The following is an 18,966-nucleotide window of genomic DNA, read 5'->3' on the forward strand; positions in this document are numbered from 1 at the left end:
CAAAAACGTCCGGAGGCCGTGGGTCCCGAGGACCCGCCGCCATCCGGACGATCAATCATGTACGCAGTCACCGGAGCTAATTGCGGTGCTCCAGGACCTCGTCCACCATTCCGTAATCCTTGGCCTGCTGGGCGGTCAGAATGGTGTCCACTTCGATGTCCTTGCGAATCTTGTCGACATCCTGGCCAGTGTGCTTGGCCAGGGTCTCCTCCAGCCAGGTGCGCATGCGCAGCATTTCCTTGGCCTGGATCTCGATCTCGGTGGCCTTGCCGAAGTCCTGCTCCATGGCCGGCTGGTGAATCAGCACACGGGCGTTTGGCAGGATCAGCCGCTTGCCCTTGGTGCCGGCCGCCAGCAGAACGGCAGCAGCCGAGGCAGCCTGGCCCAGGCAGACAGTCTGCACATCGGGCTTGATGTACTGCATGGTGTCATAGATGGCGGTCATGGCCGTCATGGATCCCCCCGGCGAGTTGATGTAGATAATCACGTCGCGGTTGGGATCCTGGCTCTCCAGAACCAGGAGCTGGGCCATGATGTCGTCCGAGGAGGTGTCATCCACCTGGACGCCCATGAAGATGATTCTGTCGTCGAAGAGCCTGGTGTAAGGGTCCTGGCGCTTGTAGCCGTAGGGGGTGCGCTCCTCGAACTGCGGCAGCACATAGCGGTCGGTGGGCATGGCGCCCAGGCCGCGAGGGCCGGCCAGTCGACGGGCCCGTGCTACGAATTGCGCTTCTTCAGATGCCATGTGGAGTGCTCACTTCCCTTGATCCGCGGTCATAGTGCCGTGGGTGGTCACGATCCGGTCGACGAAGCCGTACTCCAGGGCTTGCTGGGCCGTGAACCAGTGATCGTATTCGTTGTCCCGGTAGATCTCTTCCAGGGTGTGGCCGGTCTGCTCGGCCGTCAGCTGGGAGAGTGTGCGCTTCATGTCCATGATCAGTTCGGCGTTGATCCTGACGTCAGTGGCCGTGCCTCCGACGCCGCCCGAGGGCTGATGCATGAGCACCCGTGCATGGGAGGTGACGAAGCGCTTGCCCTTGGCCCCGCTGGAGAGCAGGAACTGGCCCATGGAGGCCGCCATGCCGACTGCGACGGTGGCCACATCAGGCTCGATCAACTGCATGGTGTCGTAGATGGCCATGCCCGCGGTAATGGAGCCGCCTGGCGAATTGATGTAGAGCCAGATATCCTTCTTGGGATCCTCGGCCGCCAGCATCAGCATCTGTGCGCAGATGACGTTGGCGTTGGCGTCCTTGACCTCGTCCCCCAGCCAGATGATCCTGTCCTTGAGCAGTCGATTGAAGATGGGATCGGTCGGCGTAGGGGCCTCCCCCTCCTCCATCACGGGACTGGTTGCCAATGAGTTGTTCACCCTGTCTCCTTCGATAAACGTATCTGTATTGAGAGTAGCCCCCGCAATCGACGCGGTCTTGGTCTTTCTGCTCTTTGCGCAACCGTTGCGACAGGGCCGCACCCAGGCTGTTTCGCCACTGGGTGCGGCCCTGTTCGCTGCTTTGAAAGCTACTCCTGATCCTGGGAGAGCTGGTCGGCCACTTCAGCCGCGGCGGAGGCAGCCTGGACGCTCTCGTCCTGCTCCTCCTGGGCCTCGGGCTCATCCTCGCCTAGGAAGCGGCTCAGATCCACCTCCTGGCCATCGGGATCCTTGAAGGTGACGGCCCGCATGCCGGCCAGCATGCCCTTGGAGCGGCCGACCTCCTGCACGGCCGAACCTAGCTGGCCGTTGCGGACGATGCCGTTGATGAAGGCGCTGGGATCCATGCCGTACTGCTGAGCGATGGAAGCCAGGAAGTTGGTCACGTCGGCCTGGCTGACCGTGATGCCCAGCTTCTCAGCCAGGGCGTCCAGTGTCATCTGGTCACGCAGCTCCTTCTCGACACTCTTCTCGGCCTCGGACTTCTCATCCTTGCTGGCCTTGTCGGGATCCTTGCCGGTGTTCTTGAGCTGATCGGTCACCATGGACTGCTTGATGCCCTTGGGCACCGGGATGTCCAGGCCGTCCTGGAGCTTGGCGATGAAGGCGTCGCGTGCGTCAGTGGCCTGCCGACCCTCGGCATCCACCTGGCACTGCTTGCGCACGTCCTCGCGCAGCTCTTTCAGGGTCTCGAACTCCGAAGCCTCCTTGGCGAACTCGTCGTCCAGTTCGGGCAGCTCCTCAGCCTTGACCGAGTTGACCTTGACCTTGATCTGGGCCTTCTCGCCCTGGTGCTCGCCGGCCTCCAGGGTGCCCTCGAAGGTGGTCTCCTCCCCGGCGGACAACCCGTCCAGGGCCTCATCCAGGCCGTCCAGCATGGTGTTGGAGCCCAGCTCGTAGCTGACCCCCTGCTGGGAGTCCACGGACTCGCCGTCGATGACGGCATCCAGGTCGATGTTGGCATAGTCGCCCTTGGAGGCGGGACGATCCACGCTGACCAGGGTGCCGAAGCGCTGACGCAGGTTGTCCAGACGCTTGTCCACGTCCTCGTCGGTGACGGCAGGCTTGGGGACCTCAATCTCCATGCCCTCGATGTCGGGCAGCTCGAACTTGGGACGAATCTCCACCTCAGCGGTGAACTTGAGCTTGGTGTCGTCCTTGGCCGAGGAAGGCATGTCCTTGACATCGATCTGCGGCTGGGCCATGGCGTGCAGCTGCTTCTCCTCCAGGGCCTTGGAGTAGAGCTCGGGCACGCCGGCGTTGACGGCCTCGCCCGCCACGCTGGCAAAGCCCACACGCTGATCGATGATGGGTCCGGGCACATGGCCCTTGCGGAAGCCGGGAATGGTTACCTGCTTGCCGATCTCCTTACGGGCCTGATCCAGGTAGGGGTTCAGCTCATCGGGATCGACGGTGATGGTGAGCCTGACCTTGGTGGGCTCGAGGTTTCTGACGCTGATTTTCACGCTGCGCTCCAATTCATCCAAACCGTTTGATCTGCCAGTAAGGCAACCGTTACATAATAGCGCGAGTCAGGGACTCTGACAGGAGCGAAACCTGCCAGGGACGGGCGCCCTCCTGACGCAGGAAGTCAGCCACATCCCGCTTCTCCGGTTGATCGGTCCAACAGAGGTTGCGCAGGTAGCGGGGCTTGATCAGAATCTCGTCGGGGGTGTTGGTCTGGCGTCCCACCTCTGTCACCGCCTTGCGCGCTGCCTCCAGCCTGGCATATCGTTCCGGGTGGCGGTGCCGCCAGACCTGCATGGACTTAGGGGCATTGGTCTCCTCACACCGCGGCTTGGGAGGCACAGGCAGCTCTTCGGTGGGCAGATGCAACGCATCCAAAATGGCCTGTTTCCAGACTGAGGGTCTGACCCGGCGCTGGATGGGAGCATAGCGCTCGAACATGCGGTCCTGCTCACCGCCGGTGTGGATTCTGACCCGTTCATTCAAGGATCGGATGGCTCGGAACTGGGCGTTGTTGCGGGGCTTGAGCCTGCCGGCCTCGATGATGGCCTTGTCGGGCAGGAGCAGCGTCGGAGCGATGTCGTTGCGCCGGGCCAGCTGGTCTCGGGTGGTCCACAGCGAACGGGCCACAGCAAGGCCTCGACGGTCATTGTGCAGGGCATTGATATGCGAAATATGCCGCCAGGGCTGCTCGGGCTCCGGCTTGGGGATTTTGCCCTGCTCCAGCAGCCAGGTGAATTCCTGCCTGGCCCACTCATCCTTGCCGTGACGGCGCAGATCCTCCAGCTCGCACGATCGCACCTGATCCAGCAGCTCCACATCCAAGGCGGCGTAATTGCGCCAATCACGCGGCAGTGGGCGGTAGGACCAGTCTGCGGCGGAGTGCTCCTTAGCCAGAGTCAGCCCCAGATAGTGTGCGGTAACTGCAGACAGGCCGTAATGACCGAGATTAAGCATCCTGGCCGCCAGCTCGGAGTCGAAGAGCGATGAGGGCCTCATGCCCAGTGCGTAGAAGCCTGGCAGATCCTGGGGGGAGTCATGAATGATCCACTGGGCACCATCAACGGCCTTATTGAATTCCGACCAGTCGCAGCCCGCCTGCGTCAGAGCCGGTGGGTCCAGCAGGAATATCCCCGCCCCCTGGCGCTTGAACTGGACCAGGTAGTCGTCGTGGCCATAGCGGAAGCCTGATGCGCGTTCAGCGTCCGCGGCCAGCGCACCGCTCCCCTGGGACAGCAGCCGACATGCCCGGCGATATCCGGCCATATCGTCGATGACCGACGGTACACCCTGGGCGGGCTCTGAAAGCAGCTGCGTCTTAGGATCCGTGGTCACCTGCGCTCAACCTCTTTTTTAGTTTGTCTTCCATAACGCCACCGGGCCGACCAGGCCCGGAAAACACTCGCCTGAAAGCATAGTCCATGGCCTCAACCCGCTGACAATCGTTTACCGAGCATGACTGGTCAGCAATTTATCGATTTACAGTGTCGGTCATCCATTGGATCCGCCACCCATTGGCTCTTCCAACCATTAAGTCGGTCATTCAGCGTGCAAGGCATTCAGTGAGTCGGTCATTCGCTGATTGGCTGGCTGGCCTGCGCCCAAGCAAACAAAACTCCCCACGGCATCTGCCGTGAGGAGTCACAAGTTGATTATTCGGGTTTGTCCTAGGACCGCCCGGGAACCACAGTGGGTTCTGCGGCTCAGTAGACCACGAAGCCGTGGGCCTCAAGCTGCTTCTTGACCCGATCCTTCAGGGCCGCCGAAGGGCCTTTGGCATCCTCCAGCGGGTAGGGGATGCGAAGCTCATGCCACTTGGGCCGTCCAAGCTGATGGAAGGGAAGCACATCAATGTGCTCGATGGCATCCTTGAACTGTTCGCACACCCGCGCGACGTTCTCGACGTTCTCCTCGGAGTCGGTCAGCCCCGGCACCAGCACGAAGCGAACCCAAATCTTGCTGCCACGGGCAGCCAGACGCTTGCCGAATTCGATTGTGGGGGCCAACGTGCCGCCGGTCACCTTCTTGTAGGTGGCCTCGTCGCCGGATTTGACGTCCAGCAGACACAGGTCGATATCGTCAATCATGGCATCGGTGTAGTTGCGATTGAGGAAGCCCGAGGTGTCCAGGCAGGTGTGGACGCCCATCTCCTTGGCAGCGCGAAAGACGCGTGAGACAAAGGCTGCCTGCATCATGGACTCACCGCCGCTGAAGGTGATTCCTCCGCCCGTGCTCTTGAAGAGGTCCTGGTAACGGGCCACCTTATCGATCATGGCCTGTAGGTATACGGGCTGGCCATCGCGCATCTTCCAGGTGTCAGGATTCTGGCAGTACTGGCAGCGCAGGGGGCATCCGCTCATGAAGACGGTCATCCTTGTGCCCGGCCCGTCCACTGAGGTATTGATGTCCCAGGAGTGAACAAATCCGATGTCGCCCGTGCGCAGGGCATTCATACGGTCGTGCCGGTCCAGTCCAATGGGCGATTCGAACCCCGAAAGGCCGCCCATCAGGGTCTGGCTCTGGTAGACCTTGGATTCCTTGAGCATGTGCGGCTGTGTGGTATGGAAGGTGGTGGTCTCCGTCATTGGATCCTCCTGAAAAAGACGAAAAGGGGGCGGGGCCTTGGTGCGCCCCGCCCCATGATTCACCGTCTCATCAACGGTTGACTATCGCACAAGGGCGATCAGTCGGTCACCGCGCCCTGGTGGAAGGTGCGGGAGATCACGTCGAGCTGCTGCTCGCGGGTCAGCTTGACGAAGTTGACGGCGTAGCCCGAGACGCGCACGGTCAGGTGCGGGTACTTCTCGGGGTGCTCGACGGCATCCTCCAGCTGCTCCTTGCGCAGTACGTTGATGTTGGCGTGGTAGAGCCCGTGGCCGTTGCCGGCGTCCAGGATGCCCACCAGGTTGTTGATGCGCTCATCCTCGTCGCGGCCCAGGCCGTCAGGGGTGATCGTGTTGGTCAGCGAGATGCCGTCCAGGGCGTCGTCGTAGTCGATCTTGCCCACGGAGAACATGGAGGGCAGCATGCCGTGCGAATCCATGCCGTTCTCGGGGTTGGCGCCGGGAGCGTACGGAGTGCCCTTCTTGTGGCCGGAGGGGAAGGACCCGGTGTTCTTGCCATACTCCACGTTGGAAGTAATGGTCAGGATGGACTGGGTCGGCACAGCGCCACGGTAGACAGGCAGGCGCTTGATCTGGCCCATAACGGTGGAGACAGTCCACTTGGCCAGGTCGTCGGCGCGATCGTCGTCGTTGCCGTAAACCGGGAACTCGCCGACGGTCTTGTAGTTGACGATCAGGTCGTCGTCAGCGCCCTCGACATACTCAGGGGTGCCCTTGGCATCCTTGTTGTAGATCGGGTAGACCTTGGCGTACTTGATAGCCGACAGGGAGTCAGCGGCGATGGACAGGCCGGACATGCCGCAACCCAGGGTGCGGTAGACCTCCTTGTCGTGCAGGGCCATCTCAATGGACTCGTAGTCGTACTTATCGTGCATGTAGTGGATGATGTTCAGGGCCTCGACATAGGTCTCGCTCAGCCACTCCAGGGCCTTCTCGTAATTGTCCTTGACCTCTTGGAAGTCCAGAGAACCGTCTTCCTTGGGGGTGACAGGCTTGATCACGTCCTTGTCGATGACCTGCATGCCGGTCATCTCGTCACGGCCGCCGTTCATGGCGTAGAGCAGGGCCTTGGCGGAGTTGACGCGAGCGCCGAAGAACTGCATCTGCTTGCCTACCCTCATGGGGGACACGCAGCAGGCGATGGCAGCGTCATCGCCCCAGTGGGCGCGAATGTCCTTGTCGGACTCGTACTGGATGGCGGAGGTGTCGATGGAGATACGGGCGCAGAAGCGCTTGTAGCCCTCAGGCAGCTTCGGATCCCAGAAGATGGTGATGTTGGGCTCGGGGCCGGGTCCAAGATGCTCCAGGGTCAGGGTTGCCAGCAGACGGAAGGAGGTCTTGGTGACCATGGGCCTGCCGTCATCGCCGAAGCCAGCGTCGGACCAGGTGGCCCAGTAGGGGTCGCCCGAGAAGATGTTGTCGTAGTCCTTGGTCCGCAGGAAGCGCACGATGCGCAACTTCATCACGATGTTGTCGATGATCTCCTGGGCATCGGTCTCGTCGATCAGGCCAGCGGCCAGATCACGCTCGAAGTAGACGTCGAAGAATGCGGACAGACGGCCGATGGACATGGCGGCGCCGTCCTGGCTCTTGACCGAGGCCAGGTAGGCCATGTAGGTCCACTGGACAGCTTCCTTGGCGTTCATGGCAGGACGGCTCAGATCCAGGCCGTACTCCTTGCCCAGGTTCAGCAGCTGCTTGAGAGCCTTGATCTGCTCGGCGTGCTCCTCGCGGAAGCGGATCCAGTGCTCGATCTCTTCCTCGGTGAAGTCGTTGCGGTAAGGAATCGAATCCTTGTCGGCCTTCTTGCGGGCAATCAGCTCGTCAATGCCGTAGAGGGCCACACGACGGTAGTCGCCAATGATGCGGCCACGGCCGTAAGCATCGGGCAGACCGGTCAGAATCTTGTTGTGGCGGGCCAGCTTGATCCTCTTGGTGTAAACGTCGAAGACGCCATCGTTGTGGGTCTTGCGATACCGGGTGAAGATCTTCTTGACCTCGGGGTCGGGCTCCTTGCCGGCCTCCTTGAGGGCCTGCTCAACCATGCGCCAGCCGCCGTAGGGCATCATCGCACGCTTGCAGGGTACGTCGGTCTGTATGCCGACAATCACGTCATCCTGAGTCTCGCCGGCAGGCTTGCCGTCGATGTATCCGGCCGGGAAGGCGTCAATGCCCGCCGGAGTGTGGGTGTCCACGTCGTAGACGCGCTGCTTGCGCTCCACGGCGAGGAAATTGTCATCCAGGTAGTTCCACAGGAACTTGGTCTTCTCTGTGGCCGGTGCCAGGAAGGATTCGTCACCGGTGTACGGAGTGTAGTTCTTTTGAATGAAGTCGCGAACGTCGATGTCTTTCTTCCAGTCCTCGCCCTTGAAGCCCTTCCAAGCCTTGGCTTGCAGCTCTGCGGGAGAGACGGTGTTGGTCTCAACTGCTGTCATAGTCAACTCCTTGTTGATATGGTCAATGGCGCTTCCTCACACCACTGTCACTTTCAAGTATAGGGTGCGCACTACCACGGGAAACCGAATCGCGACGTGAGCTATATCACACTAAGGGCGGACTCGCAATGGGCGCCACGCCCATATCTTGCAAACTCGCCCGGCACACCGTCTGAGTCCCGATTCGTTCTGCCTGCATGGCCGACTGGTCGCTAACGCTAGTGAGCGATCCAGCAGGAGCTTCATCTGTCAGCTGATGACTGTCCCTGCCCAGGGTCTCCCTCCCAGGCCTGCCGCCAGCGACGGTCTTCTTCATCCCATTCCTTGTTCCGGCGCTTGGCGATCTTCCAGGCATCGAGGGCCTCCTGCCTGCTGCGGTAGGGGCCCATCCGCCTGTCCTGGGGAGACAGCTTGCCCTGTTCGGGTTCGCCGGTGACGGTGTTGAAGTACCAGGCCGTTTGCTCTTGTTCGGAACCCATGGTGATCATTCCCTGAAGGCGTTGGTGACAGGCAGCCGACGGTCCCGGCCGAAGGCCAGGGAGGTGACCTTGGGCCCCAGCGGGTACTGACGCCGCTTCCACTCGGCTCGATCCACCAGCCGCATGACCGTGTCGACCGTGTCGGGATCGAAGCCATCGGCCAGAAGGTCGGCCCGACCATGCGCACGCTCGATGTATGCCTCGAGGACCTTGTCAAGCAGGCTGTAGTCGGGCAGGGAATCAGAGTCCTTCTGCCCTTGGCGCAGCTCGGCCGAAGGCGGCTTGACGATGGAATTGACGGGGATGGGCTCACGTTCGCCCCGTGCCTGAGCCTGGGCGTTGCGCCAGCGGGCCAGCTGCCAGACCCGGGTCTTGAGCAGATCCTTGATGGGCGCGTAGCCGCCTACTGCATCACCATAGATAGTTGAGTAACCGCAGGCCAGCTCGGACTTGTTGCCTGTGGCTAGGGCCAGAAGCCCCTCGGCATTGGCGTAAGCCATGACGATGACGCCGCGTATCCGGGCCTGCAGGTTCTCTTCAGCCACCCCTTCCAGATGCAGCTGCCCTTGGAAGGCATTGAATTCCGGGCCTATGGCTTGGACCACGTAACGCACGCCCAGACGCTGGGCCAGGTCGGCGGCATCATCCCGGGAGCCTTCCGAGGAATAGCGGCTGGGCATGGAAATGCCGCGCACGTGCTCCCCCCCGCAGGCATCGGCGGCCATGGTGGCCACCAGGGCCGAGTCGATCCCGCCTGAGAGCCCCAGGCAGACGCCAGTGAAGTGATTCTTGGCCATATAGTCTTGTAGCCCCAGCACGCAGGCCCGATAGACCTCCTCGTCTCCAGGCATCTCTTCGGCCATGCATGACTTGCTGGGCATTGGGCGCTCCCCTCGTGCAGGCAAGGTCCACGTGGACAGATCCTGGACGAACCTGGGCGAGCGCTCCAGCAGGGTGCCATCCTGGTCCACCACAAAGCTGCCGCCGTCGAAGACCAGATCATCCTGCCCGCCCACCTGGTTCAGGTAGAGCAGAGGCGCACCGACCTGTTTGGCCCGGCGAGCCGCCAGCTCGTAGCGGACATGCCCCTTGCCCTCCTCGAAGGGGGAGCCATTGATGGTCACCAGGAGGTCGATGTCCCGGCCAGCCAGGTCGCTGATGGGATCGCCCTCCTGCCAGATGTCCTCGCAGATGGCCAGCCCTATCCGGTGCCCCTGCACCTCCAGGACCACGGTTCTGTCCCCCGGAGTAAAAATCCTGTACTCGTCGAAGACTCCGTAGTTGGGCAGGAAGTGCTTGTCATAGCCGGCCTCGACACGCCCCTGGTGCAGCACTACCAGCCGATTGCGGGGCCTGTCCTGATCCGCGTCGGTGCCCACGGTCCCCACGATCACATGCAAATGGCCCAGACCCTGCTCGTCCAGTTCCCTGGCCAGACGGTCGGCCCGGGACCAGGCGGCCCGACGGAAACTGGCGCGAAAGGCCAGGTCCTCGATCGGGTAACCGGTCAGGCTCATCTCAGGAAAGACCACCAGGGCCGCCCCTTGCTTAGCTGCCTTATGGGAGTAATCCATAATAATGTCGGCGTTGCCGTCAAGATCGCCCACACAGGTGTCGATCTGAGCCAGAGCCACCAGCAGATCGCCATCCCGCTGCGGCTGTTCGTCTTGTATGCCCATACCCATGATTCTAAACCGTGCCGGGCCAGCCGGCGGGCAGACAGTTCCGTGCAGGGAGGGACCCGGGAAAAACGGGATCGCGGACGCCTCAGACCTTGTCGGCGCCAGCCTTGCGGGCGGCCCGACGCACCAGCACCGAGGCAGCCAGTCCCACGAGAAGCAGCAGGACTGCAAAGCCCATGGCCCACTGGGCGCCCTGGGTGAATCCCTCGGTCAGGGCATTGGTCACCTGAGGACCCAGGGCTCCCAGCCGACCCCGTGTGCCCTGGGCGCGCAGGCCGACGATGGCATTCCCGGCAGAGGACTGAACGGATCTGACCAGGCCATCGGCCATCTGCGCCGAGATCCCCTTGAGCGCCGTCAGATGCCTTGGCAGCACCAGGCTCAGAGCCAGGGAGAGGGCGGAACCGGAGACTGCAGCACCCAGGGCGGTCCCCCACTGACGAATGGTGGACTGGGTGGCCGAAGCCTGTCCGGACTGGGCCACCGGAACACCGGAGAGCACCAGGCTGGTCAGCTGTGCCGAGGCAAAGCCCAGGCCGGCACCGTAGATGATCAGAGTCAGGGTCATGGGCCAGACCGGCACCGACCCGCGCATGAGCAGAATGGACAGGGCCACGCCGACGATCTCCATCAGCAGGCCCGTCTGCACCGTGCCACCGGCCCCCAGACGGGCTGAGACAACCCGGGCCAGACCGCCCGAAACAACTGACCCCAGAGCCATGACGCCCAGGATGGATCCGGCCCCCAGTGGACTCAGGCCTCTGGCGTTGATCAGGTAGAGGGGCAGGATGAACATGACTGCGAACTGACCAGCGTTGACGATGGCGGCCGTCAGGTTGCCCCAGCCGAAAGTGCCGATGGCGAACATGGAAACGTCCAGGATGACCATCCTGCCCCTGCGCGCCCTGGACAGCTCGGTCATCGCAAAGGCGGCCAGCAGGGCCAACCCCAGGAGCAGACTGACCGGGACCGGCGACAGGGGTGCCGATGCGGACCAGTGCAGAGGGCCCAAATCGAGTGCGGCGCGTGGATGCCACCAGCCGTAGGTCTGCCCCTCGATCAGTGCAAAGACCACCAGGGCCGACCCCAGGGCCGAAAGGAGTATGCCCTTCCAGTCGGCAAGCATTCCCCACCGGTCACCGGTCTGCCCGGGCGCTGACTTGGTCTCGGGCACAAAGACCGCACTGGTCAGGAGGACGATCAGTCCCAGGGGCAGATTGACCAGGAAGATCCACCGCCACCCGATGGTGCTGGTGAAGACCCCGCCCAGGAAGGGGCCGACCGCCGCAGCGGATGACATGACGGCCCCCCAGATGCCGAAAGCGGTGGCCCGGTGCCGACCCCTGAAGGTGGCGGACACGGTAGACAGGGTGGAAGGCATGACCAGGGAGCCGCCGATTCCCTGAACAAGCCGGGCCAGAAGCAGCATTGTGCCGGAGGAAGCCGATGCGGCGAAGACGGAACCCAGCACAAAGATGACCGTGCCCACCTGCAGGATCCGCTTGCGTCCGATCATGTCCCCCAGTCGACCGGAAGGCAGGAGCAGGGCGGCCAGGACGATGCTGTAGAGGGCGGTCACCCACTGGGCCTGAGCCAGATTGATGTGGATGGCGGCGATGATGGAAGGAATGGAGACGTTGACGATGGACGAATCCAGCACGATCATGGCCAGACCCAGGGCCAACACCCAGAGGGCACGCCAGGGCGGCGTTGCCTCCTGAGACTCTTGACGGTTCTTCTGGCTGCCCATCTTCACGTCCGCACTTGCCAATCCGGTCATCTGAACTCCCCTCACCCTGGCCTGCGAATTTTTTGCGACTATACGTCGCGAAAACTCGTCTGGCAAGTTCACTCTGCGCGGACAAGCCGCACGCTGAACCAGTCCTGGCAGCTTGGTTCCGCAGCAAATAGGCCATATCATATGCCCCATGACCGGCCCACTCCCAGGAGGCCGGACCAAGGAGGACCATGCCCAGGATCCGCGAATCCACGCTCCAGGAGCACCGCGCCAAAACCCTGGACCAGATCATCGCCGCCGCCGAGGCCATCCTGCGCACCGGCGGACGAGGCCAGCTGACCATGGCCGAGGTGGCCCGACGCGCCAACCTGGCCCGGAACTCCCTCTACCGCTATGCCCGGGATGCCGATCAGCTCTGCGATATGGTCATGGAACGGCATCTGCCTGACTGGGGCCAAGCCCTGGACCAGGCCCTGGGCAGGACAGACGACCCGCGGCGGACGATTGAGGTCTGGACCCGCACCAATCTGGAGCAGGCCGGACTGCACGGACACGGCTGGCTGATGAACCTCTACGCCGAGCAGCACGACGAGCAGTTACGCCGGGCCCTGATCTACGGCAGTCCCTCGAATCCCCACGAGCCCACCTCAAGGAGCGATCGGTCCACAGACCGGCAGATCCAAGCCCTGCTGAACTTCCACCGGCAGGTCAACCAGCCGCTGATCCAGGCGTGGACAGCCCTGCGCCCAGCGGATCCGGCCATGGGCGTGGAGGTGACGCGGGGCATCGTCCAATCCGGCATGCGACTGATCGACGCCCTGGACTTGGATCTCGCTCCCGAACAACGGCAGGAACGACTGACCATCATCATTGAGAAGGTGACCGCCTGCGCCAAGGCCGTCACCGCCACCCTGACGGAAGGACCCGCATGCGCCTGATCGGCAACATCTGCTGGCTGCTGCTGGGAGGACTGGCCATCGCCCTGGCCTGGACCCTGGTGGGTATCGTGCTCTGCCTGACCGTAGTAGGCATCCCCCTAGGCATCCAGGCCTTCAAGATGGCCAGACTCACCCTGACCCCCTTTGGCCGACAGGTCATCTATGGAGGCGGACTGGGATCCTGGCTGGCCAACCTGCTCTGGATCATCCTGGGCGGGTGGTGGCTGGCCCTGGCCTATCTGGTGGCCGGACTGGTCACCATGTTGACCGTGGTGGGCATCCCCTTCGGTCTGCAGGCCTTCAAGATGGCCCGCCTGGCCCTGATGCCCTTCGGATCCTCAGTGTGAGTCGCCATCTTATGAAAGGATTGGTGACATGAGCACAGTTATCATGCATACCTCGGAGGGCGATATTCGCCTGGACCTCTTTGACGATCAGGCCCCTGAAACCGTAGCCAACTTCCTGGACCTGGCCGCAGGCCGCAAAAACTGGACCGACCCCGAAACGGGCCAGAAGCGTCAGGATCCCTTCTATGACGGGCTGACCTTCCACCGGATCATCAAGGATTTCATGATCCAGGGCGGCTGCCCGCTGGGCACCGGCACAGGCGGCCCCGGCTACGAGTTCGACGATGAGATCGACCCCTCCCTGACCTTTGAGGAACCCTACAAGCTGGCCATGGCCAATGCAGGACTGCGCCGTGACCCCGCCACAGGGAAGACCCATGGCACCAATGGATCACAGTTCTTCATCACCACCGTGCCCACCCCCTGGCTGAACGGGCATCACACCATCTTCGGCCAGGTGGCCGATGAGGATTCCCGGAAGGTGGTCGACAAGCTGGATGCCGTGGCCACTGACCCGGGCGACCGTCCCCTCGAGCCGGTCTTCATCAACAGCGTCGAAGTCCTCTGAGCCGTGCCGGGGATGGTTTCGAAAAAGGCACCCAGCAGATTCCAGCCCGGCACACGCAGCTACACCATGTCCCGCATCAGGGGCACGGAAACATCAATAGAGCGCCAGGTCCGGTCCTACCTCTTCTCGCGCGGTCTGCGGTTTCGCAAAAACGACAAGCGGTATCCGGGCCATCCTGATGTGGTCCTGCCCAAGTGGCGGGCCATGGTATTCGTCAATGGCTGTTTCTGGCACATGCATCAGGGCTGTGCCAAATTCTCCCTTCCCAAATCCAATGTGGAATATTGGACCACCAAGCTGACAAGGAACCGTCTGCGGGATCAGGAGCAGGGCAAAAAACTGAAAGCCATGGGTTGGCGGGTTTTCACCGTTTGGGAGTGCCAGCTGGATGCCCGCCATGCCCAGGAAACCCTGCAAACATTATATGAGGCCATCACGGCTGATGGCCATCCAAACGAAGGAGTCAAGGATGAGTAGATTGAACGGCAAAGGACAAGAGGCTGAGCAGAAGGGCATGCGGGTCAACTTCGCCATTCTCGGCGCCGGACGGATAGCCAATGCGCTGGCCAAGACGGTGGTCATGATGGCCAAAGACCAGCAATACAGCCATCTGGTTGCCCCATACGCCGTGGCCTCGAGGGATGGGGATCGCGCAGCCGCTTTTGCCAAAAAATATGGATTCGAGCACTCTTATGGTTCCTACCAGGAGCTCCTGGACGATCCCCAAGTGGATCTGGTCTACATCGCCACGCCTCACAGCCTCCACGCCGAGCAGGCCATCGCCTGCATGAAGGCGGGAAAGAACGTGCTGGTCGAGAAGTCCTTCACGGCCAACGCCGACCAGGCCAAACAGGTCATCGAAACATCCGAGAGCACCGGCCTGCTCTGCACCGAGGCCATCTGGACCAGGTACATGCCCTCGCGCTCCATCATCGACGACATCGTCTCTTCGGGAGAAATCGGCACCGTCAGAACGGTCACCGCCAACCTGGGATATGTGACCATGGGCAAGGCCAGAATGACCGACCCGGCCCTGGCCGGCGGCGCCCTGCTCGACGTAGGTGTCTACCCTCTCAACTTCATCGACATGGTCATGGGACCCAAGCCTATTGAGCGGGTCTGCACGGATTGGGTCCGCAGCCCGGAGGGCGTTGACAGCCAGAACTCCACGACCATTCTCTACCAGGATGGATCCATGGGGGCAGCGACCAGCTCCATGGTCTCGGCCAGTGACCGGACCGGCAGCATCTGCGGAGACCAGGGCTACCTGCAGTGCGCCAACATCAACAACGTGGAGTCAATCGACCTGTACGACGCGGATCACCAATTGAAGAAGCGCTACCCCATCCCTGACCAGCTGACCGGTTATGAGTATGAGGTGTCCAGCGCAGCGCAGGCCATTCTGGACGGCGAGACCGAGTGCGCCCAGATGCCCCACAAGGACACCCTGCGCATCATGGAGCTCATGGACTCCCTGCGCCGCCAGTGGGGCCTGGTCTTCCCCTTCGAATCATGAACTAGCAGCGCGAATGGGGGCTGATGCCGCAATCGCCACGGCATCAGCCCCCATTCAGATCATCCAGGAAAGCCCTGCGTCATTCCTTTCTCACGAAGGTCACCAGACGCTGGAGGATGACGAAGACCAGGATCATCAGACCGACCACGATGGTGACGGCCTCAGCAGGGACTCCGAAGTCCGAAGTCAGAGGATCGATGATCGAGCGGACCAGCGCACCTATGACAGAACCCAGCACGTAGCCGTAACCGCCAGTGATCAGGGTGCCGCCGATGACGACCGCAGCTACAGCGTCCAGCTCCCAGCCCACGCCCATGGTGTTCTTGGCTGAACCGATGCCAGCCACATAGACGATGGAAGCGATGGAGGCCAGGACAGCCGAAGTCAGGTAGATGACATACTGCGTCCGCTTGACCGGAAGGCCCATCAGCTCGGCCGAGGACCGGGAACCGCCGATGGCGTAGATGGTACGGCCCGTCCTGGTCTTGTGGAGGATGACATAGCTGACTGCCACAACGACCAGAGCGACTACCACGCCGAAGTTCAGCGAAAGATCATTGGAAATCTTCGGGTTGTCGATGATTTTCAGTCCCTCGCCGCCGATCCAGCTGAAGTTGTTGTTCTGCGGCATATTGAGCGAATCAGTTGAAATGATGGAGGCTATGCCCCTGGCCAGGAACATAGTGGACAGTGTGGCGATGAAGGGCTGCATGTTGAACTCTTCGATGAGCACGCCGGCCAGCAGCCCAAAGACTGCGCCAATGGCGATCATGATGACGATGACCACCGCCGCCGGCACGCCGGCGATCATGAGCTTGACACCGACGACGCCAGTGATGGCGACTATGGCCCCCACGCTCAGATCGATGCCGCCGGTGAGAATGGGGAAGGTCATGGCTACTGCCAGGATCACCAGGTAGGCGTGGTCCATGAACAGCGAGGACATGAATCCCAGCCGGATATAAGTGCCGAAGAGCACCTGGCCCATGATCAGCATGAGCAGGAAGATGACCACGGCAGCGACTGTCGGAATGGCCCTGGGGCTCAGCCGGAAACCTGCTTGTCTGCTTGCACTCTTCTTCATCATGCCACCACCTCTGCAGGCTGCCTCATGGCACGCCTGCGTTTGAACTCAGCGACCGCGTTGTGCACCTTGGGCGCCTGCATGACGCAGATGATGATGACCACCACGGCGAAGAAGGCTGGCGTGGCGGCTGAATCAATGCCCAGGGTGATGATGGTCTTGCGGATCATCGCAATGATCACGGCACCGAAAGCGCTTCCCAGCAGCGAGAACTTGCCGCCCAGCAGGGAGGTGCCTCCAATGACCACAGCCAGAATGGCGTACATCTCCAGATCCTGACCGGTCTTGACCACATCGACCCTCATCACTGAAGCAGTCGCGAACAGCCCTGCCACAGCGGCCAGCAGACCCGAGATGGCGTAGACCAGGAAGAGGATCCGACGGGGCTTGATGCCGGTCATTCGGCTGGCTTCCTGGTTGATGCCCACCGACTCGATCATCATGCCGGCTGCCGTCTTCCTCATCAGAAGACCGACAAGGCAGACGATGATCACGGCTATGACGAAATTGGCCGGGATTCCCAGAATGAAGCCATTGGCCATCCAGCGCAATGGTCCGCTGCCGGCCACGCCTGAAGCGTCGGCATTCTGCCCATTGGTGATGACCTTGGCCAGTCCCCTGCCTGCCAGCATCATGATCAGCGTGGTGATGAAGGGCTGGAGTCCCAGAATGGAGACCAAGGCGCCGTTGATGCAGCCCAGAACCAGACCTACGGCCAGGGAGATCAGAATGGCCATCCAGACGTTCACCCCGTTGATCAGCATCTGCATGGCTGCAGCTCCGGCCACGGCCATGAGCGAGCCGACCGAAAGGTCGATGCCCGAGGTCGAGATGACCAGGGTCATGCCGGTGGCGATCATCAGGTATCGCGCAGACTCCTGGATCATGGTGATCAGGGGTCCTGCCAGGCCGCCTGTGCGCGGATTGTATGACAGGCTGAGGAAGGAATGATCCACTAGGGTGCAGACCACAATCAGCGCGAGGAAGGCGACCACGCTCCAAATCAGCTGATTGCCGAATATGCGGCGCAGGAAGGATGGACCTTCATCCTCCGATTGCTGCTTGGCGGGCTTGCTCATCTTTCCTCCTTTCCTTGAGATTGTCCGGAGACCGAGGTGTTGGCTATGTCTTCCACGATGGTCTGCTGGGAAACCGTGTCATCGTTGTCCATCAGGTCGATCTTGTGACGGTCCTTGAGGACGGTTATCTGATCGGAGAGGCGGACGACCTCATCAAGTTCAGAGGAGATGAAGACCACGCTCATGCCCTGAGCGGCCAGATCCAGCACCGTCTGCTGGATCTCCGCCTTGGCGCCGATGTCGATTCCCCTGGTCGGTTCGTCCAGGATCAGCAGCTCAGGATCCGTGGCCAGCCACCTGGCCAGCAGGACCTTCTGCTGGTTTCCTCCTGAAAGGTTCTTGATCAGCCTGTCGGGATCGGCCGGGCGAACATTGAGCTCCTTGATGTACTTGTCGACTATCCGGTCAGCCTCCTTCCTGGGGATTGGCCTGAACATGCCCCGGGTGGCCTGGAGGGCCAGGATGATGTTCTCCCTGACCGTCAGGTCGCCGATGATGCCCTCATCCCTTCTGTTCTCCGTAGAGTAGGCAATCTTGTTCTTCAGGGCGTTGGCCGGGCTGTCGATGGAGATCTTCTTCCCATCAAAGGTGTAGGTACCCTTGTCGGGCTTGTCTGCGCCGAAGAGCAGGCGGCCGATTTCGGTTCTGCCGGAACCCAGCAGGCCGGCCAGTCCCATGATCTTGCCCTTGAAAAGATCCATGTCGAAGGGGTAGATGCTGCCCTTTCTGCCGAAGCCGCGGACGCTGGCCAGAGGCCGGTCTGTTGCGGCTTGGGGTGTCTCTTTCCTCGACTTGGTGCCGATCAGCGAGAGCTCATCGGCGTTCTTGCCGATCATCTTGGTAATAAGGACATCGCGCGGCATGTCCTTGACCATGGTCTCCTCGACGAATTTGCCATTGCGCAGAATGGTCATTCTGTCGGCGATCTCGTAGACCTGGTCCAGGAAGTGGGAAACGAACAGTATGGCGATGCCCCGGTCCCTGACCTTGCGCATGATCCGGAAAAGATCCTGAACCTCATTGGCATCCAGCGAAGATGTCGGCTCATCCAAGATCAGGACCTTGGCATCGATGACCATGGCCCTGGCGATGGCCACCAGTTGCTGCATGGCTATGGATATCTCATTGAGCGGTGTGTGAGGATCCAGATCCGTCAGGCCCATCTGGGCCAGAAAGCCTTTGGCCGCCTCATGGGTCTTGCGCCAGTTGATGCCCAGGTGCCCCCTCACCTCGTGCCCGAGCATGACGTTTTCGCCCACGCTCAGATTGGTGCACAGGTTGACTTCCTGGTAGACCGTGGCGATGCCGGCGTTCTGCGCATCGGCTGTGCCGTTGAAAATCCTGTTTTGGCCGTTGACGGTGATGGTTCCCGCGTTGATTTTGTATACCCCGGTGAGCGCCTTGATCATGGTCGATTTGCCTGCGCCGTTCTCCCCCATGAGGGCATGGACCTCACCGGGGAACAGACGCAGATCGACATTGTCGAGCGCCTTGACACCAGGGAATTCAATGCTGATTCCCTTCATGGAGACCAAGGGTGCTTCTTTTGTCATTGTCTTGCCTCATCAAACTGAATG

17 protein-coding genes are annotated in these 18,966 nt (G+C 61.6%); 5 read left to right on the forward strand and 12 right to left on the reverse strand.

From position 1 onward, the window contains the following. Positions 1 to 76 precede the first annotated feature (76 nt). The 9 genes from H3T92_RS04555 to H3T92_RS04595 all read right to left on the reverse strand — a co-directional run bounded on the left by H3T92_RS04555 (position 77) and on the right by H3T92_RS04595 (position 11,899). Complete coding sequence (locus tag H3T92_RS04555) at positions 77 to 745, reverse strand: ATP-dependent Clp protease proteolytic subunit (RefSeq protein ID WP_144086028.1); 669 nt, start codon at positions 743 to 745, stop codon at positions 77 to 79. Positions 746 to 754: 9 nt separating this feature from the next. Further along, positions 755 to 1,342 (reverse strand): ATP-dependent Clp protease proteolytic subunit, encoded by a 588-nt coding sequence (locus H3T92_RS04560; RefSeq protein ID WP_029678947.1) that lies wholly within the window; start codon positions 1,340 to 1,342, stop codon positions 755 to 757. A gap of 179 nt (positions 1,343 to 1,521) precedes the next feature. Further along, the gene (tig, locus tag H3T92_RS04565; protein WP_144086027.1) at positions 1,522 to 2,898 is read right to left on the reverse strand and encodes a trigger factor; all 1,377 of its coding nucleotides are present in this window, start codon (positions 2,896 to 2,898) and stop codon (positions 1,522 to 1,524) included. Positions 2,899 to 2,947: 49 nt separating this feature from the next. Then, positions 2,948 to 4,234: an HRDC domain-containing protein gene (locus H3T92_RS04570; RefSeq protein ID WP_144086026.1), complete on the reverse strand. Its 1,287-nt coding sequence runs from the start codon at positions 4,232 to 4,234 to the stop codon at positions 2,948 to 2,950. Positions 4,235 to 4,602: 368 nt separating this feature from the next. Further along, positions 4,603 to 5,484, reverse strand: a complete 882-nt coding sequence (gene pflA / locus H3T92_RS04575) for a pyruvate formate-lyase-activating protein (RefSeq protein WP_015021700.1) — start codon at positions 5,482 to 5,484, stop codon at positions 4,603 to 4,605. Between the two features lie 98 nt (positions 5,485 to 5,582). After that, positions 5,583 to 7,958, reverse strand: a complete 2,376-nt coding sequence (pflB, locus tag H3T92_RS04580; protein WP_045924199.1) for a formate C-acetyltransferase — start codon at positions 7,956 to 7,958, stop codon at positions 5,583 to 5,585. A 242-nt stretch (positions 7,959 to 8,200) separates the two neighbouring features. Then, positions 8,201 to 8,437: a hypothetical protein gene (locus H3T92_RS04585; protein WP_101432280.1), complete on the reverse strand. Its 237-nt coding sequence runs from the start codon at positions 8,435 to 8,437 to the stop codon at positions 8,201 to 8,203. Positions 8,438 to 8,442: 5 nt separating this feature from the next. Then, positions 8,443 to 10,122, reverse strand: coding sequence for an NAD+ synthase (locus tag H3T92_RS04590; RefSeq protein ID WP_415873704.1), 1,680 nt, complete (start codon positions 10,120 to 10,122; stop codon positions 8,443 to 8,445). 82 nt (positions 10,123 to 10,204) lie between these two features. Beyond that, on the reverse strand, positions 10,205 to 11,899 hold the full coding sequence (locus H3T92_RS04595) for an MFS transporter (RefSeq protein ID WP_144086024.1): 1,695 nt from the start codon (positions 11,897 to 11,899) through the stop codon (positions 10,205 to 10,207). Positions 11,900 to 12,087: 188 nt separating this feature from the next. Between H3T92_RS04595 and H3T92_RS04600 the strand changes: the two genes are divergently transcribed. Genes H3T92_RS04600 through H3T92_RS04620 form a run of 5 tightly spaced genes read left to right on the forward strand, consistent with a single transcriptional unit; the run spans position 12,088 to position 15,226 of the window. Further along, positions 12,088 to 12,795 carry a TetR/AcrR family transcriptional regulator gene (locus H3T92_RS04600; protein WP_144086023.1) on the forward strand — a complete coding sequence of 236 codons (708 nt, stop codon included), beginning with the start codon at positions 12,088 to 12,090 and terminating at the stop codon, positions 12,793 to 12,795. Continuing rightward, positions 12,786 to 13,142, forward strand: a complete 357-nt coding sequence (locus H3T92_RS04605) for a YccF domain-containing protein (RefSeq protein WP_144086022.1) — start codon at positions 12,786 to 12,788, stop codon at positions 13,140 to 13,142. The genes H3T92_RS04600 and H3T92_RS04605 overlap by 10 nt, the downstream gene beginning before the upstream one ends. A 28-nt stretch (positions 13,143 to 13,170) precedes the next feature. Beyond that, positions 13,171 to 13,710: a peptidylprolyl isomerase gene (locus H3T92_RS04610; RefSeq protein WP_144086021.1), complete on the forward strand. Its 540-nt coding sequence runs from the start codon at positions 13,171 to 13,173 to the stop codon at positions 13,708 to 13,710. Between the two features lie 12 nt (positions 13,711 to 13,722). Next, on the forward strand, positions 13,723 to 14,187 hold the full coding sequence (locus H3T92_RS04615; protein ID WP_101432227.1) for a very short patch repair endonuclease: 465 nt from the start codon (positions 13,723 to 13,725) through the stop codon (positions 14,185 to 14,187). After that, a complete protein-coding gene (locus H3T92_RS04620) occupies positions 14,180 to 15,226 on the forward strand; it encodes a Gfo/Idh/MocA family protein (RefSeq protein ID WP_198189444.1) in 1,047 nt (348 codons plus the stop codon). The genes H3T92_RS04615 and H3T92_RS04620 overlap by 8 nt, the downstream gene beginning before the upstream one ends. Positions 15,227 to 15,305: 79 nt before the next feature. On the opposite strand, the gene H3T92_RS04625 is transcribed toward H3T92_RS04620, so the two are convergent. Genes H3T92_RS04625 through H3T92_RS04635 form a run of 3 tightly spaced genes read right to left on the reverse strand, consistent with a single transcriptional unit; the run spans position 15,306 to position 18,942 of the window. Next, a complete protein-coding gene (locus H3T92_RS04625) occupies positions 15,306 to 16,313 on the reverse strand; it encodes an ABC transporter permease (protein WP_045924193.1) in 1,008 nt (335 codons plus the stop codon). Continuing rightward, positions 16,310 to 17,389: an ABC transporter permease gene (locus H3T92_RS04630; RefSeq protein ID WP_198189445.1), complete on the reverse strand. Its 1,080-nt coding sequence runs from the start codon at positions 17,387 to 17,389 to the stop codon at positions 16,310 to 16,312. Before H3T92_RS04630 ends, H3T92_RS04625 begins: the two co-directional genes overlap by 4 nt. Then, positions 17,386 to 18,942 (reverse strand): sugar ABC transporter ATP-binding protein, encoded by a 1,557-nt coding sequence (locus tag H3T92_RS04635; protein WP_144086018.1) that lies wholly within the window; start codon positions 18,940 to 18,942, stop codon positions 17,386 to 17,388. Before H3T92_RS04635 ends, H3T92_RS04630 begins: the two co-directional genes overlap by 4 nt. Positions 18,943 to 18,966: the final 24 nt, after the last annotated feature.

It is taken from the genome of Bifidobacterium sp. W8112, assembly GCF_016101425.1.
Lineage (GTDB): Bacteria > Actinomycetota > Actinomycetes > Actinomycetales > Bifidobacteriaceae > Bombiscardovia > Bombiscardovia apousia.

Coding starts and splice junctions, on each gene's coding strand:
- H3T92_RS04555 (WP_144086028.1), bottom strand. CDS start 745: ATGGCATCTGAAGAAGCGCAATTCGTAGCACGGGCCCGTCGACTGGCC.
- H3T92_RS04560 (WP_029678947.1), bottom strand. CDS start 1,342: ATGGAGGAGGGGGAGGCCCCTACGCCGACCGATCCCATCTTCAATCGA.
- pflA (WP_015021700.1), bottom strand. CDS start 5,484: ATGACGGAGACCACCACCTTCCATACCACACAGCCGCACATGCTCAAG.
- pflB (WP_045924199.1), bottom strand. CDS start 7,958: ATGACAGCAGTTGAGACCAACACCGTCTCTCCCGCAGAGCTGCAAGCC.
- H3T92_RS04585 (WP_101432280.1), bottom strand. CDS start 8,437: ATGGGTTCCGAACAAGAGCAAACGGCCTGGTACTTCAACACCGTCACC.
- H3T92_RS04590 (WP_415873704.1), bottom strand. CDS start 10,122: ATGGGTATGGGCATACAAGACGAACAGCCGCAGCGGGATGGCGATCTG.
- H3T92_RS04595 (WP_144086024.1), bottom strand. CDS start 11,899: ATGACCGGATTGGCAAGTGCGGACGTGAAGATGGGCAGCCAGAAGAAC.
- H3T92_RS04600 (WP_144086023.1), top strand. CDS start 12,088: ATGCCCAGGATCCGCGAATCCACGCTCCAGGAGCACCGCGCCAAAACC.
- H3T92_RS04605 (WP_144086022.1), top strand. CDS start 12,786: ATGCGCCTGATCGGCAACATCTGCTGGCTGCTGCTGGGAGGACTGGCC.
- H3T92_RS04610 (WP_144086021.1), top strand. CDS start 13,171: ATGAGCACAGTTATCATGCATACCTCGGAGGGCGATATTCGCCTGGAC.
- H3T92_RS04615 (WP_101432227.1), top strand. CDS start 13,723: ATGGTTTCGAAAAAGGCACCCAGCAGATTCCAGCCCGGCACACGCAGC.
- H3T92_RS04620 (WP_198189444.1), top strand. CDS start 14,180: ATGAGTAGATTGAACGGCAAAGGACAAGAGGCTGAGCAGAAGGGCATG.
- H3T92_RS04625 (WP_045924193.1), bottom strand. CDS start 16,313: ATGATGAAGAAGAGTGCAAGCAGACAAGCAGGTTTCCGGCTGAGCCCC.
- H3T92_RS04630 (WP_198189445.1), bottom strand. CDS start 17,389: ATGAGCAAGCCCGCCAAGCAGCAATCGGAGGATGAAGGTCCATCCTTC.
- H3T92_RS04635 (WP_144086018.1), bottom strand. CDS start 18,942: ATGACAAAAGAAGCACCCTTGGTCTCCATGAAGGGAATCAGCATTGAA.